The sequence below is a fragment of the Nonomuraea monospora genome (assembly GCF_039531895.1).
Lineage (GTDB): Bacteria > Actinomycetota > Actinomycetes > Streptosporangiales > Streptosporangiaceae > Nonomuraea > Nonomuraea monospora.
This window is the reverse complement of sequence record NZ_BAAAQX010000067.1, coordinates 20,161-38,065: the sequence shown is the minus strand read 5'-3', so window position 1 is coordinate 38,065 and position 17,905 is coordinate 20,161. Positions and strand designations below refer to the sequence as shown.

The following is a 17,905-nucleotide window of genomic DNA, read 5'->3' as shown; positions in this document are numbered from 1 at the left end:
TGGTGATCGTGGGAGCGCCCCACTTCTTCTCCAGCACGACGTTGCGGCCCTTGGGGCCGAGGGTCACCTTGACGGCGTCGGCGAGCTGGTTCATACCGCGCTCGAGACCGCGCCGGGCGTCCTCGTCAAACGCGATCATCTTGGCTGCCATAAGGCTGGACCTCCCAGATGCAGGGTGGCTTGTCGTGGACCGAGCCGACGCCCGCGACGGCATGGGTCCACATCTCCGTGCGGCAGACCCCGTCGTCTCGATCCGGATGTTGGCACTCTGCTGCACAGAGTGCCAACGAACTGTTTAGCACTCTACCCTGCCGAGTGCAAGCGAGCACCACCACGCCCGGCATTCCCGCCCAGGTCAGTCAGTCGGTGCGGCGAGCCGCCTGGCGGCTCGCCGCACGCGAGTCGGCGAAAGAGAGGTGACGGCTCGCGCGGACTGCGTTGCCGCGCGATCCCGCCCGGTGCATACCAGCTTGGACGTTCAGACCGCGCGGACGGACTCCGCCTGCGGCCCCTTCTGGCCCTGCGTGATCTCGAACTCGACACGCTGCCCCTGTTCGAGAGAGCGGTACCCGTCCATCATGATCGCTGAGTAATGGACGAATACATCCTTTCCACCGTCTACCGCGATGAAGCCGTAGCCCTTGTCCGCGTTGAACCACTTGACGGTGCCCTGCGCCACTTCCGACTCCTCTTACTGGTCTCCCAGATCTCGCCCATTCCTCCGCGGGACCTGTAATCGTATGACTTAACGGAAAAGCAGCCAGACGATCGCCCTCGACCATACCTGTGGCAAGGGGTTTGGCAACAGAGTCAATCCGCAAACTGCCTATTTCCTCGCAGCCCAGGTCGTTCAACGTTGAATTGGCCGGGAAAAGGAGAAGGCGCCCACTAGGGGCGCCTTCAAGAGCAGGGTGCGGGAGGCTCAGCCGCCGGCAACCGCCGGGATGATGGAGATCTGAGTGCCCTCAGGGGCTGGAGTGTCGAGCCCTTCGGCGAAACGGACGTCCTCTTCCCCAACGTAAACGTTGACGAAACGACGAATCTTGCCCGATTCATCCAGAATTCTCGCGCCGATCCCCGGGTAGTCGGAGTCGAGCTTGGCGAGCACGTCACGAAGAGTCGCGCCTTCGCCACTGACCTCCGCGTTCCCCCCGGTGTACGTGCGCAGAATGGTGGGAATCCGCACAGAAACGCTCATGGTTCTAATCGCCTTTCCTGGTTGTCAGACAGTCGCGCGGAACGCGTCGAGAGAGGGCTTGATCACGGCCGTGGGCTCCACGGACTCGCCGGAGAGCACGTCGAGCGTCTTGAGGCCGTCACCGGTGTTGAGCACCACGGTCTCCGCCTCGGGGTCGAGCCGCCCGCTCTCCACCAGCTTCTTCAGCACGCCGACGGTGACGCCGCCGGCGGTCTCGGCGAAGATGCCCTCCGTCGAGGCCAGCAGCTTCATCGCGGCCACGATCTCGGCGTCCGTGACGTCCTCGACGCCACCTCCGGTGCGCCTGGCGATGTCCAGCACGTACGGCCCGTCGGCGGGGTTGCCGATGGCCAGCGACTTGGCGATGGTGTCGGGCTTGACCGGCTGGACGACGTCGTGCCCGGCCTTGTAGGCCGTGGACACCGGCGAGCAGCCGGCGGCCTGGGCCCCGAAGACCTTGTACGGGGTGTCCTCGACCAGGCCCAGCTTGATGAGCTCCTTGAAGCCCTTGTCGATCTTCGTGAGCTGCGAGCCTGAGGCGATGGGGATGATGATCTGCTCGGGCAGCCGCCAGCCGAGCTGCTCGGCGATCTCGTACGCGAGCGTCTTGGAGCCCTCGGCGTAGTAGGGCCGCAGGTTCACGTTGACGAAGCCCCACTTGTCGCCCATCGGGTCGCCGATGAGCTCCGAGCAGAACCGGTTGACCTCGTCGTAGGTGCCGTCGATGCCGATCAGCCGCCCGCCGAACACGCGGGCCATGGCGATCTTGGCCTGCTCCAGGTTGGCCGGGATGAACACGCACGCGTCGAGCCCGGCCCGCGCGGCGGCGGCGGTGACGGCGCCGGCGAGGTTGCCGGTGGAGGAGCAGGAGAGCGTGTGGAAGCCGAAGTTGCGCGCCGCCTCGACGGCCATGGCCACCACCCGGTCCTTGAAGGAGTGGGTGGGGTTGCCCGAGTCGTCCTTCACGTGAAGGGACTTGATGCCGAGGGCGCGGCCGAGGTTTCCGGCCTTGACCAATTTCGTCCAGCCGGGGTTCATATTCGGCTTACTGGCCACGTCGGCGGGGACGGGCAGCAGCGAGCGGTAACGCCAGATGTTGGCAGGGCCAGATTCGATCTGCGCCCGCGTAACGTCACCGAAGTCGTAGGCCGCCTCCAGCGGCCCGAAACACTCCTGACACGCGAAGCTCGGGCCCAGCGGGTAACGGGCGCCGCACTCGCGGCAGGACAGAGCGACGGCAGGACCAAAGTCAAGCGACATGAAGCGAGGCCTTCCCTCATCTTCGCCCACGGCCACCTTGACCGCGAACCGGAATTGGCACCCTTGTCCCGGTCGGCCTCGCCAGGTCGCGAGTCGAAAGCCGGGAGGGTTGCCGGGGCTTCGCAGGGCCGGTCCCTCCACCCCTCTGGATGAGCAATATGCAGTTGTTGAAAAGGACTCTACCCGCTTAAGTGGCCGAAATTAGCAGCCGTCTCAATATGCGAGACAAGCGGTCTCAGCGATAGTCCTCGCCGAGCACACCCTGCACGTATTTGCGTGCCTGATGGATCCGCGACTTGGCCGTGCCCAGCGGGATGTTGAGCTGCTCGGCCACCTCGTTGTAGTCGAGCTGGACGATGTCGCGCAACACCAGCGCCTGCGCCAGGTCGGGTTTGTCGGCCTCCAGCGCCTCCATCGCGTCGAGCAGGTCGAGCCGCGACCCCGCGATCACACTGACCCGCCGCACGTCCGGCTTCTGCATCGGCAACTCGTCGGAGGTCTGCTCCGCCGCCCTGCGCTTCAACGACCGGTACGTGGTGCGCGCGCAGTTGGCCGTCACGATGTGCAGCCACGTGCTGAACCTGGCGCGCCCCTCGAAACGGCCGATATTACGCGCCACCGCCAGCAACGTATCTTGCGAGGCCTCCTCCGCGTCCTGGTGATAGGGGAGGATCCGGGCGCAATGCCGCATCACATCCGGCTCAATCCGCGCGAGAAGCTCGCCAAGTGCGCGATGATCTCCCGCAGCAGCGGAGCGGGCGAGTTCCTCGGTTAGCTCATCAAGCGCCATAGCTGGGATCCTATGATCGAAGGGAGCCGAGATGAACAGCGTGCTGCTGGCCTCGAACAGAGGCCCTGTCTCGTTCACCGTCTCCGACGACGGCGAGCTGACGATGAGACGCGGCGGCGGCGGCCTCGTCTCCGGGCTGTCGGGCGTCGCCAAGGACGACGGGGTGCTGTGGGTCTGCGCCGCGCTGTCCGACGGCGACCGCATCGCGGTCCGCCTGGCCACGGGCGGCCGGATCGACCACGCGGGCTACGACACGGGCCCGCTGCGCATGCTCGACATCCCGCCCGCCACCTTCCACCGCGCCTACAACGCCGTCGCCAACTCCACCCTCTGGTTCGTCAACCATCTGCTCTACGACATCCCCAACTCGCCGAACTTCGGCACCAGGTTCGAACGCGAGTGGGAGTCCTACCGCGACTACAACGGCGCGTTCGCGCTCGCGCTGGCCGAGGAGGCCGGGCACGGCGCCCGGGTGATGGTGCAGGACTACCACCTCACCCTGACCCCCGCCATGCTCCGCGCCGAACGGCCCGACCTGCGCATCGCCCACTTCAGCCACACCCCGTGGGCGCCGCCCGAATACTTCTCCCTGCTGCCCGACGAGGTGGCGGGAGAGGTCCTGGAGGGCATCCTGGGGGCCGATCACGCCGGGTTCCTCACCGACAGGTGGGCGCAGGCGTTCATGGACTGCTGCGAGCGGCTCCTGGGCGCGGAGGCCGACCGGGTGGGGCGCAGCGTCACCTACGAGGGCAGGACGACCCGCATCGGCGTGCACAGCCTCGGCGTCGACGGCGAGGCCCTGTGGCGGCGGGCCTGCGAGCCCGACGTCGAGTCGCACATGACCGCGCTGCGCGAACAGGTCGGCGACCGCAAGCTGATCGTCCGCATCGACCGCACCGAGCTGTCCAAGAACATCGTGCGCGGCCTGATCGCCTACCGCGAGTTCCTCGCCGCCCACCCCGAATGGCACGGCCGCGTCGTGCACCTCGCCTTCGCCTACCCCAGCCGCCACGACCTGCCCGAGTACCGCGAGTACACCGCCTCCGTTCAGCGCTGCGCCCGGCAGATCGAGGACGAGTACGCCACCGAGGACTGGGACCCGCTCATACTCAACGTCAACGACGACTACCCGCGCTCGCTGGCCGCGTACCGGATGGCCGACGTGCTGCTCGTCAACCCCATCCGCGACGGCATGAACCTGGTCGCCAAGGAGGGCCCGATCCTGTCGCCGAGCTGCGCCCTCGTGCTCTCCCGCGAAGCCGGCGCCGCCGCCGAGCTGGGCGCGCACGCCCTCGTCGTCAACCCCTACGACATCAGCGGCACCGCCGCCGCCCTGCACGACGCGCTCGTCATGCCGGAGGACGAGCGCCGCAGCCGCCGCGACAAGCTGCACGCCGCCGCCACCGCCCTGCCGCCGCAGAAGTGGCTCGCGACCCAGCTCGAAGCGCTCACCTAACATGGGAGGGCAAGGTCATACCGATCACCGGGAGGCTGCCGGGTGACCACGGCCCTATCGACCGTCCGTCTGATCAGAGACCGCCCCACCTGGCTCATCTACCTGCAACTCAGCATCTTCGCCACCTTCGTCTACGGCCTGAGCGCCGCCCTGCCGCTGCTGCGCGCCGACCAGGGCACCTCCGCCACCGTCGCGGGCCTGCACGGCACCGCCATGGCCGCCGGCACGATCACGGCCGGGCTCCTGCTCCCCCTGCTCACCCGCAGGTACGGGCGGCGGGCGACGAGCTGGATCGGCGTGGCGGGGATGAACGCCGGGATGCTCACCGTCTTCGCCGCCGGGTCCCTGCCGCTGACCCTGCTGGGGTACGGCGTGGCCGGGGGCTTCGGGTCGGTCATGCTCTACACCGCCATGGCCGCGCTCTCCGACCACCACGGGGCCGCCGGGGCCGCGGCGCTGAGTGAGGCCAACGCGGTCGCGGTGGTGGCGGGGATCGTGATGACGTTCGGGCTCAGCGTGGTGGCGCAGAGCGTGCTGGGATGGCGGGCCGCGCTGTTGTTCACGCCGGTGCTGAGCGTGTTGCTGGTGGTCTCCATGGGACGCGCATGGCCGCGCCACAGGGAACCTGCGAGCCCCGCCGTCACGAGGCCGTCGGGTCCGGTGAGCGGGGTGGGGTGGCGGTTCCACCTGGCCGGTCTGGTGCTGTTCTGCTGCGTCGCGCTGGAGTTCACCTTCAACCTGTGGGCCGCCGACCTCCTGGCCACCAGCACGGGCCTGTCCACGGCCGCCGCCGCCACCGGGCTGACGGCGTTCGTGGCGGGCCTGGCGGCGGGCCGGTTCGCGGGGGCGCAACTCGCGCTGCGTTTACCGCCGGCGCCGCTGTTCGCGGGCGCGCTGGGCCTGACGCTCGCCGGCTGGCTGGTGTTCTGGCTGAGCGGCCAGCCGGTGCTGTCGTACGCCGGGCTGGTGATCTGCGGGCTGGGCGCGGCCCTGCACTTCCCGCTCGCGATGACCGCGCTGATCGCCGGTTCGGGCGACCGCGCCGACCTGGCGGCGGCGGCCTCGCCCATCTGGGCGGGCGCCGCCATGGCGGCCGGGCCGCTGGCGCTCGGCGCGCTGGCCGACGGCTTCGGCACCCGGACCGCGTTCCTGATGGTGCCCGCGCTCATCGGTCTCGCGATCGCGGGCGTGCTCGTGACCGGCCGCCGCACGTAAGCCAGGACACTGCTCGTGCGGCTACGTCCAGTCGGCGTGCTTGAGCGTGTCGGCCAGCCCCGGCGTGTTCCACTGGTCCACCACCAGCAGCTTCGTCTTCGGCAGGTACCACTCCCGCTGCGTGAACCGCGTGTGCACCTTGCTGCTGGAGTAGGAGACGCACTTGGCCTGCCACGCGTTGTAGGCCGCCTTGTGCCCCGGCCCGACCTGCCGCAGCCCCCGGCTGACCTTGGGCCCGACGACCTCGCCCCACTTGTCGTTGAACGGGCAGGGCTGCACGTCGCTGGCCGTGTAGAAGGGCCGCTTGCCGGTGTACGGCCCGAAGCCCTCGGCGCCGATCTTGAGGTACTTCGGCCCGAGGAGGTAGAACGAGTCGCACTCCGGCGTGCTCCACCCCCGGGCCTTGCGGCACTTGCCGGTGACCACCTGGACGGCGTCGGCGCCGAACCGGTGCACCACCCACGTGATCGGGACGTACAGCGTCATGCCCCTGAAGGTGAGCTGCTGGGCGGGAGCGGCGGCGGCGGGCAGCGAGGAGGACAGGAGGGTGGCCGCGGCCACGCCACTGGCGGCCACGACGGCGAGGAAACGCTTGTGCATGCCGCCGACCCTAGGGATCACGACTTGCAGACCAGTCACCAACGACTGAAAGCGGCGCTCACGTACGGGTGAAGGCGGAGGCCAGCTCGGCGAGCAGCGCCACCACACCCTCGGGCCCGTCCACCACGATGTCGGCCCGCTCCGCGAGCGCGGTGACCTCGGTGGAGCCGCTGCACACGGTCACGCCGGGCAGCCCGGAGTCGCGTACGGCGTCGAAAGCGGCGAGATCGCCGAGATCGTCCCCGACGAACATGACGGACCTCGCCGCCCGCTCCGCCAGGAACAGGCTCAGCGCGTGCCCCTTGTCCATGCCGGGCGGACGCAGCTCCAGCACCATCCGGCCGGGCTCCAGCACCAGGTCGTGCTTGGCGGCCAGCTCGGCCAGCGGCTCGCGCAGCTTCTCCAGCGCGCCCTCCGGGTCGGGGCTGCGCCTGGTGTGGACGGCCACGGCCCGGCCCTTGTCCTCGATGGCCACCTCGCGCAGGCCGAGCGAGTCGAGCAGCAGCGGCAACTCGGCCTCGGCCCTCGGCACGCCCGGCGGGGGCGGGGGCGCGGAGATCCGCCCGCCCTCCCAGCGTTCGAAACCGTAGTGCCCGAGCACGACCAGCCCCGGCACGTCGGCCAGGCCCGGCCCGAGCTCCAGTGCGGTGGCCGCGGGCCTCCCGGTCACGATGGCCACCGCGAGGACGTGGGCGCCCAGGTCGGCGAGTACCTCGGGCGCTTTCGGGTGGATCACGGCCTTGGCGGGGTCGGGCACGATCGGCGACAAGGTGCCGTCGAAGTCGAGCCCGATCACGGCGCCTGCCGGATCACTGAGAATCGCTTCCATTCCAGGGATGTTCTTCACGCGCCTGCCGTACCCAGCGGGTCAGGGGCGCATGCCAAGCCTCCTGGCCGCGCGGTCGCGCCGGCGCGTGGACCGTAACCTGCGCAGCCTCTTGACCAGCATGGGGTCGTGTTCTAGAGCCTCCGGCCTGTCGATCAGGACGCCGAGCAACTGGTAGTAGCGAGTGGCGGAGATCCCGAAGGTCTCCTTGATGGCATGCTCCTTCGCGCCCGCGTAGCGCCACCATTGGCGCTCGAAGGCGAGGAGCTCGAGTTCGCGGTCCGAGAGTGGTTGGCGGGACGGTTCCTGGGCAGCATTGTCACCGCTGAGCGGTGCTCCCATGGTGTCCTCCTCGAAAGGGGCGGATGACGATCGCGTCGCCCGCACGCGGCCCGTGGCCATCGTAATGTGCGGAGTGCGGCTGTTCACGGTGGATCGGGAGACGTACAGTCACGAAATGTGACCCCAGTCATCACGCTCCTCACCGACTACGGGCTTGAGGATGGTTATGTGGCGGCCTGTCATGGTGTGATCGCCGGGATCGCCCCCGAGGCGCGGGTGATCGACGTGTGCCACCTGATCCCCTCCGGTGACGTACGGCGCGGCGCGGCGGTTCTCGCCCAGACCATCCCTTACCTCCCCCACGGCATCCACATCGGCGCGGTCGATCCGAGCGCCGGCGGCGCCAGGCGCGCGGTGGCCGTCGAGGCGGGCGGCCGGGTGTTCATCGGCCCTGACAACGGGCTGCTGTCGTGGGCCGTGCACGCCAGCGGCGGCGCGCGGGCGGCGTACGAGATCAGCAACGCCGATCACTTCCTGCACCCTGTCTCGCCGACCTTTCACGGGCGCGACGTGTTCTCGCCGGTCGCGGGGCGGCTGTGCGGGGGGCTGCAACCAGCCGAGCTGGGGCCCGAGGTGCCGCTGGCCAGGCTGGTCTCGCTGCCCGAGCCTACCTCGCTGCTGCGCGAGGGCTCGGTGGAGGGTGAGGTCGTCTCGGTCGACCGCTACGGCAACACGCAGTTGTCGATCGCGGCGGGCGACCTCCAGGCGCTGGGCGTGCGGGTGGGCGACACGCTGGGGGTGTGGCTGGGGCGGCGGCAGCTCGCGCTGCCTTACAGGGAGACGTACGCGGCGGTGCCGCCCGGCGAGCTGGTGGCGTTCGCGGACTCGGCGGGGCTGATCGCGATCGCGGTCAACTCCGGGGACGCGGCCCAGCGGCTGGGGCTCCCACCGGGGGCACATGTACGACTTTCACCCTCACCGTAGGCGGAAAGCCGCAGATCCGTAATTACTCCGCGTATCGGTCTGTTTACCGAACCGTCGGATTGACGGCGCACTCCCATGTCAGAATGCATGGGCAGATCGGAGGTCCCTCCCCTTCCGTTCGAGGTCGCCGTGTACCACCACCTGTCCGTTGTGCTGCTGTCCCTCATCTCCTCGCTCTGGCCCGCCCCGGCTCCGCCCGTCGCCGAACGCTGGCACGCCTGGCCCGTCGCCCGGGTCTTCCCCGGCGCGGTGCCCGGCTCCAGCCCCTCGGGAGCCCGGGTCACGTACGTGCTGACCGGGGTCGCCCCCGAGGCGCCCTGCGTGACCGCCTTCCAGCCCGCCGCGGTACGGCCCGGCTGCCGCACCGCCTTACGCGCCACCTACGCCGACAGCACCCAGACCTTCGTCGTCACCGTCGGCATCGCCGTGCTCGACGCCCCCTCCCCCGGCCGCGACGGCTCGGGGCGGCCCGCCACCGTGCGGCCCGCCGCCTTCCCCGGCGGGCCCGCCGCGCGGTTCGGTGATCGGCAGTACTTCACCGGGGTGGTCGTGGGGTCCGGGGAGCGGTACCTGGTGGGGACTGCTGCGGGGTATGCGGACGGGCGGGCGTACCAGCCGGGGGATCGCGTGGTGGCGCGGCTGCGCGACGCGGCGCGGCAGCTCGCGACGGCGCTGCACGAAGCGCTGGTCCGATGAGCCGCAGCGACGAGCCCGCGGCGTGGAGCGCCGAGCCGCCGGGACGTGGCCACGGGCCGCTGGGGGCGTGTGGCGGCTCGGGCGGGAGCGTTAGGCGGGTGCCGAAGGGGGTGCCGCCCGTCCTGCTGACCGGGCGGGTGCGGAGGCGGATGCTGCCCGTCCTGCTCGCCGGGCTGGTGACCGCGACGGCGGGGCTGACGGCCGGTGTCGCCGGATCCGTGTCGTGGGCGGACGGGGACGAGGGCGCGCGGGCCGACGAGGTGGCCGAGGCGGCGCGGGCCGGGCAGTGGCAGCTCGGCGCGCTCCGGCTGCCGGAGGCATGGCGGTCGAGCAAGGGCGCGGGCGTGGTGGTGGCCGTGCTCGACACCGGCGTGAACGGCCGCCACCCCGACCTGCGCGGCGCCGTCATCCAAGGCCCCGACCTGACCACCACGACCGGCACAGGCCCGGCCCCGAACACGTACCGGGCCAAGGCGAACGCGGGCGCGTGGGGGCCGCACGGGACCGCGATGGCGAGCCTGATCGCCGGCCGCGGCCACGGCGACGCCCGCAAGGGCGGCGTCCTGGGCGTGGCGCCCGCCGCCAAGGTCCTGTCGGTCAGGGTGACCCTGGAGAACGGCGACCCCAGACGCGAGAAGCAACGCGCGGGCTGGCGGGACGCGCTGGCCGAGGGCATCAGGTACGCCGCCGACCACGGCGCGGACGTGATCAGCATGTCGCTGGGCGGCGGCAGCGGCGCCTGGGAGGGTTCGGCCGCGGAGGAGGAGGCGGTCCAGTACGCGATCGCCAAGGGCGCCGTGCTGGTGGCGTCGTCGGGCAACGACGGCGAGCAGGGCAACAGGAAGAACTTCCCCGCCGCCTACCCCGGCGTGATCGCGGTGGGCGCGGTGGACCGCCGGCTGAAGGTGGCGCCCTTCTCCAACAAGCAGGACTACGTGTCGGTGGTGGCCCCCGGCACGGAGATCGTGACCGCCGACGGCGCCGACTCGTACGTGGTGGGCGACGGCACGAGCTCGGCCGCGGCCCTGGTGGCGGGCATCGCGGCGCTGGTCAGGTCGGCGCATCCGGGCCTGTCGCCGTACCACGTCAGGATGGCCGTCGAGCTGGGCACCAGGCGGCGGCCCGCCGACGGTTACAGCCCCGCGTACGGGCACGGCGTGGCCAACGCGCTGCTCGCGCTGCGGGAGGCGGCCAGGTTGACCGTGCCGCCGCAGGGCCCGCCGAGGCCGGGGCCGTACTTCGGCGCGGGCCCCGCGCCCGGCTCCAGGCTGCCGGTGGTGGCGGGCATGCTGCTGCTGGCGATGGTGATGTCGGCGCGGGTGATGCTGCGCCAGGCCCGGCGGGCGGAGGACCGTGCCTAGAAACCCATTCAACCTAGCAAGCGCTTGTGTGATACTCCGGCTATGACCTACGCCATCGACGGCTGGTTCGCCATCTCCCCCGAGGACGGGGTCCACCTCCTCGGCACCAGTTGCACCGCCTGCGGCACGATCTGCTTCCCGCCCCGGCGCGGCTCGTGCCCCGACCCGCGCTGCGCGGGCACGGACATGCGGGAGCTGCCCCTGCCGAGGCGCGGCCGCGTCTGGTCGTACACCAACGCCTGCTACCCCCCGCCCGCGCCGTTCGTGGCGGCGACCCCCTACGTGCCGGTCACGCTGGCGGCGGTGGAGCTGGACGAGGTCGGCATCGTGGTGCTCGGCCAGGTCAAGGGCATGACGGTGGACCAGCTCCAGGTCGGCATGGAGCTGGAGCTGACGTCCGGCCCGCTGACCGACGGGCCGCTGGTGTGGATGTGGGGGCGGGCGTCGTGAGCGCGGTGGCGGTGCTGGGGACGGGCATGCACCCGTGGGGCAAGTGGGGCCGCCCCTTCCTGGAGTACGGCGTGGCGGCGGCCCGCGAGGCCCTGCGGGACGCCGGCCTGGAGTGGACCGACGTGCAGTACGTCGTCGGAGCCGACACGATCAGGAACGGCTACCCCGGCTTCGTCTCCGGCGCCTCCTACGCCAGGGAGCTGGGCTGGTCGGGGGCCAGGGTCGCCTCCTGCTACGCGGCCTGCGCGTCGGGGGCGCAGGCGCTGGACATCGCGCGCACCCGGATCCTGGCGGGCCTGTGCGACGTGGCGCTCGTGGTCGGCGCAGACGCGACCCCCAAGGGCTTCTTCAAGCCGGTGGGCGGCGACCGTCCCGACGACCCCGACTGGCTGCGCTTCCGCCTCCTGGGCGCGACGAACCCCGCCTACTTCGCCCTGTACGCCCGCCGCCGGATGGCCCTGTACGGCTCCACGCCGGCCGACTTCGCCGCCGTGAAGGTCAAGAACGCGCTGGCCGGCTCGCTCAACCCGCTGGCCCGCTACCGCAAGCCGGTGACGGCCGAGGAGGTGCTGGCCTCGCCGATGGTGGCCGACCCGCTGCACCTCATGGACATCTGCGCCACCTCGGACGGCGGCGCGGCGGTGGTGCTGGCCTCGGAGGAGTTCGCCCGCCGCCGGGGCACGGGCTTCGTCCGCCTGGCCGCCGTCTCGACGGTCACCCCCGTCTTCCCCAACACGGTGCTGGAGTTGCCGGACTTCGCCACGGATTCCCGCGCGGCCGTGCCCGCGCCTGAGAGGCCCTTCAGAGCGGCGATCGCGCACGCGGCATACGAAGAGGCCGAGGCGGGCCCGGAAGACCTCTCCTTGGCGGAGGTGTACGACTTGTCCACGGCGCTGGAGCTGGACTGGATGGAGGACGTCGGCCTGTGCCCGCCGGGCGAGGCGGAGAAGCTCCTGCGCGACGGCCGGACGGCGCTGGGCGGCAGCCTCCCGGTGAACCCGTCGGGCGGCCTGGCGTCGTTCGGCGAGGCGATCCCCGCCCAGGCGCTCGCCCAGCTCTGCGAGCTGGCGGACCAGCTCAGAGGCCGCGCGGGCGCCCGCCAGACGGCGGACGCCCGCGTCGGTCTCGCCGCCAACCAGGGCCTGTTCGGCCACGGGTCGGCGATCATCGCGATGCGCTAGGCGGCTAGCCCACGTGCACCACGTCGTGCGTCTCGGCGAAGTGGCAGGCGCTCTCGTGCCCCGTGCCGGGCCGGATCTGCAGGAGCGGCTCCTCCTCGGCGCAGATCTCCTGCGCCTTCCAGCACCGCGTACGGAAGCGGCACCCGCTGGGCGGGTTCGCCGGAGAGGGCGGGTCACCCTGGAGGATGATCCGCTCACGCTGCTCCCGCCCCTCCGGGTCGGGCACCGGCACCGCCGACAGCAGCGCCTGCGTGTACGGATGCGCCGGACGGTCGTAGATCTCGGTGTCCTTGCCCAGCTCCACGAACTTGCCGAGGTACATCACGCCGACCCGGTCGGAGATGTGGCGCACCACCGACAGGTCGTGGGCGATGAAGATGTAGGCCAGGTTGAACTCGTTCTGCAACCGCTCCAGCAGGTTGATGACCTGCGCCTGGATCGACACGTCGAGCGCGGAGACCGGCTCGTCGCAGACGATGATCTCCGGCTGGAGCGCCAGCCCGCGGGCGATGCCGATGCGCTGCCGCTGGCCGCCGGAGAACTGGTGCGGGTAGCGGTTGATGTGGTCGGGGTTGAGCCCGACCACCTCGAGCAGCTCCTGCACCTTCTTGCGCCGGTCGCCCTTGGGCGCGACCTCGGTGTGGATCTCGTACGGCTCGCCGATGATGTCGCCGACGGTCATCCGGGGGTTCAGCGAGGTGTACGGGTCCTGCATCACCATCTGGATGTTGCGGCGCATGCGCTTGAGCTCGCCGCCCCTGGCCTTGGCGATGTCCCGGCCGCCGATCTTCACCGAGCCGGAGGTGGGCCGTTCGAGCGCCATCAGCACCTTGGCGAGGGTGGACTTGCCACAGCCCGACTCGCCCACGATGCCCAGCGTCTCGCCCCTGTTCAGGTCGAACGAGACGCCGTCGACAGCCTTGATCGCGCCGATCTGCTTCCTGAAGATGATCCCCTGGGTCAGCGGGAAGTGCTTGACCAGGTCGCGTACCTCCAGGATGCGCTCACTGCTGTTCGCCATCGAGGACCTCCCTCCAGTAGTGGCAGGCGCTGCCGCGCGTGCCGCTGATCTCGTAGAGCGGGGGGACGTCGGTCACGCAGTTGTCCTGACGGAACGGGCAGCGGGGATGGAACGCGCACCCCGTCGGCAGGTCCAGCAGGTTCGGCGGCAGCCCCTTGATCGCGTACAGGTCCTGGCCCTTCTGGTCGACCCTGGGGATCGAGTCCAGCAGGCCCTTCGTGTACGGGTGCGCGGGCGCCTTGTAGATGTCGTACACGGGGGCCTTCTCGACGATGCGCCCCGCGTACATGACCGCGATCTTGTCGGCCACGTCGGCCACGACGCCGAGGTCGTGGGTGATGAGGATCAGGCCCATCTGGCTCTCGCGCTGCAGCTCGGCCAGCAGTTCCATGATCTGCGCCTGGACGGTCACGTCCAGCGCCGTGGTCGGCTCGTCCGCGATCAGCACCTCGGGGTCCAGCGCGATCGACATGGCGATCATGATGCGCTGGCGCATGCCCCCGGAGAACTGGTGCGGGTAGTCGTGCACGCGCTGCCTGGCGGCCGGGATGCGGACCCGGTCCATCAGCTCGACGGCCTTCTTCATGGACTCGGACTTCGACATGCCCCGGTGGACCCGGAACATCTCGCTGATCTGCCAGCCCACGGTGAAGACCGGGTTGAGCGCGGACAGCGCGTCCTGGAAGATCATCGCGATCCGCTGGCCGCGCACCTGCGTGCGGGCCTCCTCCGACAGCTTGAGCAGGTCGGTGCCCCTGAAACGGATCTCCCCCTTGGGGATGACCGCCGGAGGCATGTCCAGGATGCCCATGATGGCCTGCGCCGTCACGGACTTGCCGGAGCCCGACTCGCCCAGCACGGCGAGCGTCTCGCCGGGACCGACCGTGTAGCTCACGCCGTTGACCGCGCGTACGATCCCGGCCCGCGTGCGGAACTCCACATGCAGGTCGTCGACCTCGAGCAGCGGCCCGTCGCCCAGCCCTCCCTCGGCGGACAACAGGTCTGCGGACGTCTTCTTCACAAAGGTCCCCTTCTACCTGAGCTTCGGGTCGAGCGCGTCGCGCACGGCGTCGCCCATCATGATGAACGCGAGCACGGTGATGCTCAGGAACACCGCGGGGAACACCAGCGGCAGCGGCGCCTCCAGGAACCTGTCACGCGCGTCGGCGATCATCAGGCCCCAGGAGATGTCCGGCGACTGCACGCCCACACCCAGGAACGACAGCGCGGCCTCGGCCGCGATGAAGGTGCCCAGGTTGATCGTGGCCACGACGATGACCGGGGCCAGCGAGTTCGGCAGCAGGTGCCGGAACATGATCCGGCCCGCTCCCGCGCCCAGGGCTCTGGCCGCCACCACGAAGTCCTGGTTCTTCGCGGTGATCACCGCCGCTCGCATGATGCGGAACACCATCGGCCAGCCGAGCACCGTCAAGGCCACGATGACCAGGAAGATGCTGTTGGCCTTGCCGCGGAACGTCGCCGCGATCAGCAGCGCGCCGAGGATCGAGGGGATGGCGAAGAAGATCTCCGTGACGCGCGAGGCGAGCGTGTCGGTCATGCCGCCGCGGAAGCCCGCGACGATGCCGAGCAGGCCGCCGATGAGCGTGGTCATCAGCGTGGTGAACACGCCGATCACGATGGAGTTGCGAGCTCCGTAGATCGTCCTGGCGAAGACGTCACAGCCCAGGTTGTCGCGCCCGAACGGGTGACCGGCGCTGGGCCCCTGCCGCGCCGTGGACAGGTCACACGTCCTGGCGTTGTACGGGTCGATCGAGGTGAACAGCTGCGGCCAGATGGACATCACCAGCAGGATCACGATGATGACCACCGAGATGATGAACATCGGGCGGCGCCTGAGGTCGTACCAGGCGTCGGTCCACAGACTGGCGGGCTTGCCGCCCTTGGTCTTCCTGTCCTGGCGCTCGGGCGCCGGGGCGGCGGGCACCGTGTCCGGGACCAGCGTCTGCGTCTCCGGGAGTCCCGGCCCGACCGGCGGGGTTGGGTTACTCATAGCGGATCCTCGGGTCGAGCACGGCGTACAACAGGTCGACGACCAGGTTGGCCACGATGTAGATCAGCACCAGGATGGTGATGATGCCCACGACCACCGGCTGTTCTCGCAGGTGCACCGAGTTGAAGAGCTGGTTCCCGATGCCCTGGAGGTTGAAGATCGTCTCGGTGATCACCGCTCCGCCCATCAGGTTACCGAGGTCGGCGCCCAGATAGGTGATGAGCGGGATCAGCGCGTTGCGCAAGCCGTGCCTGCCGATGACGCGCCGTCTGGACAGGCCCTTCGCCGTGGCCGTGCGGATGTAGTCGGCCCTGAGCGTCTCCACCAGGCTGGTCCTGGTGAGCCGGGTCAGGTACGCGACCGACACTCCGGCGAGCACGAAGCCGGGCAGCAGGTAGCTGCGCCAGCCCGCGAACGTGCCCGCGACGGGGAAGATGTCCAGCCCGGTCCACAGCTTGAGCTGCACGCCCAGGACGAGTTGCAGCACGAAGCCGGTCACGAGGGTCGGGATCGAGATCAGCAGCAGCGTCGAGGCGAGGATGAAGGTGTCGGTGGCCTTGCCGCGGCGCAGCGCCGCCCACAGGCCCAGGCCGATGCCGAGCACGGCCTCGATCACCAGCGCGGTCAGCGCCAGGTTCAGCGTGACCTGGAACTTGCCGGCCAGCATCTCGGACACCGGCACCTGGGCGAAGTTCACGCCGAGGTCGCCGCGGAAGAGCACGCCGCTGATGTAGTACCAGTACTGCAGCAGCAGCGGGTCGTTGAGATGGTACTGCTCGCGTAGGACCTCGGCCACGGCCGCGTCCGGGCGCTTGTCTCCGAACAGGGCCGCCACGGGGTCGCCGGGCAGCGCGAAGACGATGCAGAAGATGAGTAGCGTGGCGCCGATCAGGACGGGTATCGCCTGAATCAGTCGCCTGATGACATATCGGCCCATTTTTCAAGCCCTCCGGTACACACTTGGAGGCAGTCACTCGGAATCCGTGATTTACCGGCCCCAGTGACTGCCTCCAAGCTCAGTCCTCCGACGGGCGGACGGCAAGTGCCGTCCGCCAGACGAATGACGTCAGGCCTTCTCGACGTCCGCCCAGTTGATCTGGTTGAGCAGGTTGAGCTTGACGTTCTTGACCTTGGTGGAGTGCCCGAAGTTGCTGCGGTAGAAGTACACCGGGATGTACGGGAGCTCCTTCAGCAGGATGTCGTCGGCCTGCTGGTAGAACTTCTGGCCCTCGGCCGCGTCGGTGGCCTGGTCACCCTTGGCCACCAGCTCGTCGAACTCCTTGTTGGAATACCCACCGTAGTTCGAACCAGTGCCGATGGCGCCGGTGCCGAAGATCGGCGTCAGGTAGTTCTCGGCCGCCGGGTAGTCGATGGACCAGCCCATGCGGAACAGGCCCTTGTACTCCTTGGCGTCCAGGGCGTCCAGGATGCCCTGGAACTTCTCGAACGGCTTCGGCGCGACCTCGATGCCGAGGTTGGCACGGAGGTTGTTGGCGACGGCCTCGATCCACTCCTTGTGACCACCGTCGGCGTTGTAGCCGAGCTCGATGCTCTTGGGGCCGCCGGCGCTCTCGTACAGCTTCTTGGCCTCGGCCGGGTTGTACGTGCACGCGGTGCAGGCACCCTGGCGGTAGCCGGGGATGGCCGGGTTGATGAAGTCGTCGGCCGGGGAGCGGGTGCCCGAGAAGACCGTGTCCGAGATCGTCTTCCTGTCGATGGCCATCGAGATGGCCTTGCGGACGTCGACGTTCTGGAAGTCCTCGTTGTACTTCAGCGGGACGCCGATGTAGCCGATGGAGGCGTCGGGCTCGTCGAAGTACCGGTCGCCGAGCACCTGCTTGGCGGTCGAGATGGCCGTGGCGGGCAGCGAGTCGTGGATGTCCAGGTTCTCGGCCTGGAGGTCGTTCCACGCGGTCTCGGAGCTCGTGTAGACCTTGAACTGCAGCTTGGTCCAGCCGGTCGGCTTCTTGCCGGGGAACTTGTCGTACACCGACAGCTCGATGGTCGGGTCGGTGCCCTTCTTGTACGGCTTGTCCAACTTGAACATGCCCTGGCCGATCGGCTTCTCACCGTAGGCCGGAGCGAGCTTGCCGTCGGAGCCGATCGCCGAGGCGGGCATCGGGTAGAACGCGGTGTACCCCAGCATCGTCTTGAACTGGGAGAACGGCGCGGTGAGCGTGACCTCCAGCGTCGTGTCGTCCACGACCTTGAGGCCCTTCATCTCCTTGGCCGTCGGCGTCTTGCCCTCACCCGGGTGCACGTCGTTGTAGCCGTCGACGCGCCCGAAGAAGTAGGACGAGCTCATGGCGTTGTCCTGGAGAGCGGCGAAGTTCCACGCGCGAGCGTAGTCCTCGGCCTTCACCGGAGTGCCGTCGTGCCAGGTGTACGGCTTCAGCTTGATCGTCCAGACCTGGCTGTCCGTGGTGGTGATGGACTCGGCGGCCTCCTCGACCGGCTGCTTGTTCTCGTCGTACTTCACGAGCGGCGAGAACACCGCGGCGAGCACCTCGGCACCTTCGGTCTCCGTGGTGTCCTGCGGATACAGCATCTTCTGGGGCTCACCGACCTCCATGC

At 69.6% G+C, this 17,905-nt stretch carries 19 protein-coding genes and 1 riboswitch; of the genes, 7 read left to right on the top strand and 12 right to left on the bottom strand.

All coding sequences use genetic code 11. The features are described from left to right. Positions 1–478: 478 nt before the first annotated feature. From ABD331_RS58610 to ABD331_RS58595, 4 genes are all read right to left on the bottom strand, one after another. Complete coding sequence (locus ABD331_RS58610; protein ID WP_068927743.1) at positions 479–679, bottom strand: cold-shock protein; 201 nt, start codon at positions 677–679, stop codon at positions 479–481. A gap of 243 nt (positions 680–922) precedes the next feature. Then, positions 923–1,198, bottom strand: coding sequence for a MoaD/ThiS family protein (locus ABD331_RS58605; protein WP_043633550.1), 276 nt, complete (start codon positions 1,196–1,198; stop codon positions 923–925). A gap of 24 nt (positions 1,199–1,222) precedes the next feature. Further along, positions 1,223–2,458 carry a threonine synthase gene (thrC, locus tag ABD331_RS58600; RefSeq protein WP_148443442.1) on the bottom strand — a complete coding sequence of 412 codons (1,236 nt, stop codon included), beginning with the start codon at positions 2,456–2,458 and terminating at the stop codon, positions 1,223–1,225. Between the two features lie 13 nt (positions 2,459–2,471). Further along, a riboswitch (SAM riboswitch) is annotated at positions 2,472–2,614 on the bottom strand. Between the two features lie 79 nt (positions 2,615–2,693). Further along, positions 2,694–3,248, bottom strand: coding sequence for an RNA polymerase sigma factor (locus ABD331_RS58595; protein WP_080044716.1), 555 nt, complete (start codon positions 3,246–3,248; stop codon positions 2,694–2,696). Between the two features lie 31 nt (positions 3,249–3,279). Here ABD331_RS58595 and ABD331_RS58590 point away from each other — a divergent pair, with 31 nt between their 5' ends. Continuing rightward, a complete protein-coding gene (locus tag ABD331_RS58590) occupies positions 3,280–4,704 on the top strand; it encodes an alpha,alpha-trehalose-phosphate synthase (UDP-forming) (RefSeq protein ID WP_344495923.1) in 1,425 nt (474 codons plus the stop codon). Between the two features lie 42 nt (positions 4,705–4,746). Next, on the top strand, positions 4,747–5,919 hold the full coding sequence (locus ABD331_RS58585) for an MFS transporter (protein WP_344495921.1): 1,173 nt from the start codon (positions 4,747–4,749) through the stop codon (positions 5,917–5,919). Positions 5,920–5,940: 21 nt separating this feature from the next. On the opposite strand, the gene ABD331_RS58580 is transcribed toward ABD331_RS58585, so the two are convergent. From ABD331_RS58580 to ABD331_RS58570, 3 genes are read right to left on the bottom strand one after another with little or no spacing between them, the layout of a single operon-like run. Beyond that, on the bottom strand, positions 5,941–6,519 hold the full coding sequence (locus ABD331_RS58580) for a hypothetical protein (protein ID WP_344495919.1): 579 nt from the start codon (positions 6,517–6,519) through the stop codon (positions 5,941–5,943). Positions 6,520–6,577: 58 nt separating this feature from the next. Then, positions 6,578–7,348, bottom strand: a complete 771-nt coding sequence (otsB, locus tag ABD331_RS58575; RefSeq protein WP_344495917.1) for a trehalose-phosphatase — start codon at positions 7,346–7,348, stop codon at positions 6,578–6,580. A 39-nt stretch (positions 7,349–7,387) separates the two neighbouring features. Continuing rightward, the gene (locus tag ABD331_RS58570; RefSeq protein WP_344495915.1) at positions 7,388–7,687 is read right to left on the bottom strand and encodes a DUF3263 domain-containing protein; all 300 of its coding nucleotides are present in this window, start codon (positions 7,685–7,687) and stop codon (positions 7,388–7,390) included. Between the two features lie 117 nt (positions 7,688–7,804). Here ABD331_RS58570 and ABD331_RS58565 point away from each other — a divergent pair, with 117 nt between their 5' ends. The 5 genes from ABD331_RS58565 to ABD331_RS58545 all read left to right on the top strand — a co-directional run bounded on the left by ABD331_RS58565 (position 7,805) and on the right by ABD331_RS58545 (position 12,299). Beyond that, entirely contained in the window at positions 7,805–8,611 is an 807-nt protein-coding gene (locus tag ABD331_RS58565; protein ID WP_344495913.1) for an SAM hydrolase/SAM-dependent halogenase family protein, read from the top strand. 87 nt (positions 8,612–8,698) lie between these two features. After that, positions 8,699–9,307 carry a hypothetical protein gene (locus ABD331_RS58560; RefSeq protein ID WP_344495911.1) on the top strand — a complete coding sequence of 203 codons (609 nt, stop codon included), beginning with the start codon at positions 8,699–8,701 and terminating at the stop codon, positions 9,305–9,307. Further along, a complete protein-coding gene (locus tag ABD331_RS58555) occupies positions 9,304–10,668 on the top strand; it encodes a S8 family serine peptidase (protein WP_344495909.1) in 1,365 nt (454 codons plus the stop codon). The genes ABD331_RS58560 and ABD331_RS58555 overlap by 4 nt, the downstream gene beginning before the upstream one ends. A gap of 42 nt (positions 10,669–10,710) precedes the next feature. After that, positions 10,711–11,118: a Zn-ribbon domain-containing OB-fold protein gene (locus ABD331_RS58550; RefSeq protein ID WP_344495908.1), complete on the top strand. Its 408-nt coding sequence runs from the start codon at positions 10,711–10,713 to the stop codon at positions 11,116–11,118. A gap of 26 nt (positions 11,119–11,144) precedes the next feature. Beyond that, the gene (locus ABD331_RS58545) at positions 11,145–12,299 is read left to right on the top strand and encodes a lipid-transfer protein (RefSeq protein ID WP_425566289.1); all 1,155 of its coding nucleotides are present in this window, start codon (positions 11,145–11,147) and stop codon (positions 12,297–12,299) included. A gap of 4 nt (positions 12,300–12,303) precedes the next feature. Here the strand turns inward: ABD331_RS58545 and ABD331_RS58540 are convergent, their stop codons facing one another. From ABD331_RS58540 to ABD331_RS58520, 5 genes are all read right to left on the bottom strand, one after another. After that, positions 12,304–13,320, bottom strand: a complete 1,017-nt coding sequence (locus ABD331_RS58540) for an ABC transporter ATP-binding protein (protein ID WP_344495904.1) — start codon at positions 13,318–13,320, stop codon at positions 12,304–12,306. Next, entirely contained in the window at positions 13,304–14,341 is a 1,038-nt protein-coding gene (locus tag ABD331_RS58535) for an ABC transporter ATP-binding protein (RefSeq protein ID WP_344495902.1), read from the bottom strand. Before ABD331_RS58535 ends, ABD331_RS58540 begins: the two co-directional genes overlap by 17 nt. Before the next feature lie 12 nt (positions 14,342–14,353). Further along, entirely contained in the window at positions 14,354–15,331 is a 978-nt protein-coding gene (locus tag ABD331_RS58530; protein WP_344495900.1) for an ABC transporter permease, read from the bottom strand. Beyond that, the gene (locus tag ABD331_RS58525) at positions 15,324–16,268 is read right to left on the bottom strand and encodes an ABC transporter permease (RefSeq protein ID WP_148443456.1); all 945 of its coding nucleotides are present in this window, start codon (positions 16,266–16,268) and stop codon (positions 15,324–15,326) included. The genes ABD331_RS58530 and ABD331_RS58525 overlap by 8 nt, the downstream gene beginning before the upstream one ends. A 129-nt stretch (positions 16,269–16,397) precedes the next feature. Beyond that, a complete protein-coding gene (locus tag ABD331_RS58520) occupies positions 16,398–17,903 on the bottom strand; it encodes a peptide ABC transporter substrate-binding protein (protein WP_344495898.1) in 1,506 nt (501 codons plus the stop codon). Positions 17,904–17,905: the final 2 nt, after the last annotated feature.